5 protein-coding genes are annotated in these 3,312 nt (G+C 31.7%); all 5 read left to right on the plus strand.

Going from position 1 to position 3,312, the window contains the following annotated elements:
• On the plus strand, positions 1–901 hold a 901-nt coding region (locus ACTHW2_RS01635; RefSeq protein WP_442261983.1), incomplete at its 5' end, for an RnfABCDGE type electron transport complex subunit D.
• Positions 898–1,500: an FMN-binding protein gene (locus ACTHW2_RS01640; protein WP_442261984.1), complete on the plus strand. Its 603-nt coding sequence runs from the start codon at positions 898–900 to the stop codon at positions 1,498–1,500. The genes ACTHW2_RS01635 and ACTHW2_RS01640, both read left to right, overlap by 4 nt.
• Before the next feature lie 3 nt (positions 1,501–1,503).
• The gene (gene nqrD / locus ACTHW2_RS01645) at positions 1,504–2,142 is read left to right on the plus strand and encodes an NADH:ubiquinone reductase (Na(+)-transporting) subunit D (RefSeq protein ID WP_442261985.1); all 639 of its coding nucleotides are present in this window, start codon (positions 1,504–1,506) and stop codon (positions 2,140–2,142) included.
• Positions 2,139–2,729, plus strand: coding sequence for an NADH:ubiquinone reductase (Na(+)-transporting) subunit E (locus tag ACTHW2_RS01650; RefSeq protein WP_442261986.1), 591 nt, complete (start codon positions 2,139–2,141; stop codon positions 2,727–2,729). The genes nqrD and ACTHW2_RS01650 overlap by 4 nt, the downstream gene beginning before the upstream one ends.
• A gap of 38 nt (positions 2,730–2,767) precedes the next feature.
• Positions 2,768–3,312: 2Fe-2S iron-sulfur cluster-binding protein (locus ACTHW2_RS01655; RefSeq protein WP_442261987.1), on the plus strand; the 545-nt coding region annotated here is incomplete at its 3' end.

Here is a 3,312-nt window from a genome sequence, read left to right on the forward strand (position 1 = left end):
TGCATCAATATACTTCTTTGGATGGAGAACACTTATGCTCTTATTAATAGTAACAGTATTTGGTGTAGCAACTGAATATATTTTTGAAAAACAAAATAAGAAAAAAGTATCTGAAGCAGTATTTGTAACATGTATGTTATACACTATGATTTTACCCCCAGCTACACCTTATTGGATAGCAGTTGTAGGTATTATATTTGGTGTAATGTTTGGTAAAGAAGTATTTGGTGGATTTGCAAGAAATGTTTTTAATCCAGCATTGGTTGCAAGAGCCTTTGTATATGTAAGTTTTCCTGCTCCGCTTACTATCCAGTGGTCTGAAGCTGCACAAGGATTCCCTGGAGGATTTGGTACATACTTAACAAAGGGAGTAGAAGCTATTTCTCAAGCAACTCCCATGCTAATGTTTAGAGATACAGGAACTATGGTAGATTTTAAAAATCTTTTAATAGGAAATATATCTGGATCGATAGGTGAAACAAGTGCCATTTTAATAATACTTGCAGGAATTTATCTGATTTATAAAAAGGTAGCTTCTTGGGAAATCATGGCATCAACAATTTTAGGATATTTGGGACTTAGTAGTATCCTTTATTTTATGGGAAATACAGAAATTGCAAATCCGTTATTTTCACTTCTATCAGGTGGTTTTTTATTTGGTACTATTTTTATGGCAACAGATCCAATATCATCTGCTAAGACAAAAGAGGGTAAATGGATTTATGGGATACTAATAGGTATTATAACAGTTATTATAAGAGGTTATTCACTATTTGCAGGAGGAATGATGTTTGCTATTTTAATTACAAATACATTTGTACCTATAATAGATGAAACAGTAAAAGGAATTAAAAAACACAAAAAGCAAGCTAAAAAGAAAAAAGAGGAGGCGGCAATATGAAGAAGTCTTTTGCTTATCCTATTATTTTTATGTCTTTAGTAACTGCTGTATTTGCAGCTTTGCTGGCAACTTTAGATTATAGTACTGCAGAACAAATTGAATTTTTAGCAAATACTGAGCTTCAGGAAAAGATTTTATATGTATTTGATATACCTGTAGAGTCTGAAGATCCTGAAGAAATTGATAAACAGTTTGAAGAAACAATAGAAACTAAAGAATTAGAAAATAATAAAAAATTATATTTGTTGGAAGAAAATGGAGAAGATAAGGCATATGCTTTTCCTGTTAGTGGATCAGGACTTTGGGGAAATATAGAAGGTTATGCTGGTATTTCTGCGGATTATTCTACCTTAATAGGCATTGATTTTATATCTCATTCAGAAACACCTGGTCTTGGAGGAAGAATATCTGAAGAATGGTTTAAAGAACAATTTAGAGGTATAGACCTTGAAGATCCTAAGGATGAATATATAATATATACTCCGGCTTCAGGAGGAAACGTAGATGCTATTACAGGGGCTACTTTAACATCTCAATCTGTAAGGGAATTTTTAAATGAAGATATAGAAGAGTTTATAGAAGAAAGAAAGGTGGATTAATCTATGAAAAAGATAAAAGAGATATTTAGGATGGGTCTTTGGGAAGATAATCCAGTTTTTGGACAAATCTTAGGTATTTGTTCAGCACTTGCTGTTACAAACCTTATGTTAAATTCACTTATAATGGGAATAGGACTCATATTTGTAACTGGTCTTTCTTCCTTTACTATTTCACTTATAAGAAAGTTTACTCCTAAACATATAAGAATGATGATACAAGTACTTATAATATCTGCATATGTAATTATAGTAGATATATTTTTAAAGGCATATTATCCAGAAATGAGTAAAGCATTAGGTCCTTATGTAGGGTTAATTATTACAAACTGTATAATAATGGGTAGGGCAGAAGCTTTTGCTCAAAAGAACACTCCCTTAATTTCCTTAGTAGATGGTATTGCATCTGGACTTGGATATACAGTAGTACTTCTTATGATATCATTTTTTAGAGAACTATTAGGATTTGGTACCTTATTTGGTATGGCAGTTCTTCCTGAAAGTATTACAAGGTGGACAATTATGGTAATGCCTCCAGCAGCATTTTTCTTATTAGCTATGATAATATGGGGAGCAAATGTACTTCAGAATAAAAAAGAAGCAGAAAAAGATAAAGGAAAAGGGAAAGAGGTGGCTAAAGCATGATAGAATTAAATCCTTTTGTAATATTTATAGCAGCTATTTTTACTAACAATATGATACTTTCAAACTTTCTTGGAATGTGTTCTTTTATAGCCGTATCAAAAGAGATTCCAACTGCTTTAGGTCTTGGTCAAGCAGTAACTGTAGTTCTTGGATTTACATCGGTAATAAATTATTTTATTTATAATAAAATACTTGAACCATTAGGACTTGAATATTTACGTTTTATAGTTTTCATTGTAAGTATAGCCGCATTTGTACAGTTACTTGAGATGGTATTAGAAAAATATTTACCAAACTTATATTATGCACTTGGAATATTTTTACCTCTTATAACTGTAAACTGTGCAATACTTGGAGTTTCCTTATTTATGATTATTAGAGATTATAACTTCATGCAAACAGTAGGTTTTAGTATAGGTTCTGGAATAGGTTGGACGCTTGCTATTGTAGCACTTGCTGGAATCAGGCAAAAAATAAAAAGAGCACCTGTTCCTGAAGGCTTAAAAGGACCAGGTATTACTCTTATAATTACTGGAATTATGGCGCTTGCCTTTGTAGGATTTTCGGGGATTGTACAGATTCAGTAGATTGATAAATAAAATAGGAATAGTAGGGAGGAATGTTTGTGAATACAATAATGATGACCACATTATCTCTTACTGGAATATCTGCTTTATTTGCACTATTACTTACAATAGCCGATAGAACTATAGGAAATTATGGAGAGGTCAGTTTAATAATAAATGATGATAAACAATTTACCATAGAAGGTGGAGATAGCTTACTTTCTTCACTTGTAGAAGAAGAAATATTTATACCTTCAGCATGTGGTGGAAAAGGAACTTGTGGATATTGTAAAGTACAGATACTTGAAGGGGGAGGTCCAGTTTTACAAACTGAACGTACATTTTTAGATGAAGAAGATATAAAAAACAATGTAAGATTATCTTGCCAATGTAAAGTAAAAGAAGATATAAAGATTCAAATTCCGGAAGAATTGTTTAATGTAAGACAATTTGAAGCGAAAGTAGAGTCAATAACAGACCTAACTTCTGTTATAAAACAAATAAGAATAAAGATTCCTGAAGGGGAAGAAGTTAATTTTAAAGCTGGTCAATATATGCAACTTAAAGCTCCGATTTATGATGGAAATGATGAAGAGATATATAG

It is taken from the genome of Tissierella sp. (genome assembly GCF_052089545.1).
GTDB lineage: Bacteria > Bacillota > Clostridia > Tissierellales > Tissierellaceae > Tissierella_A.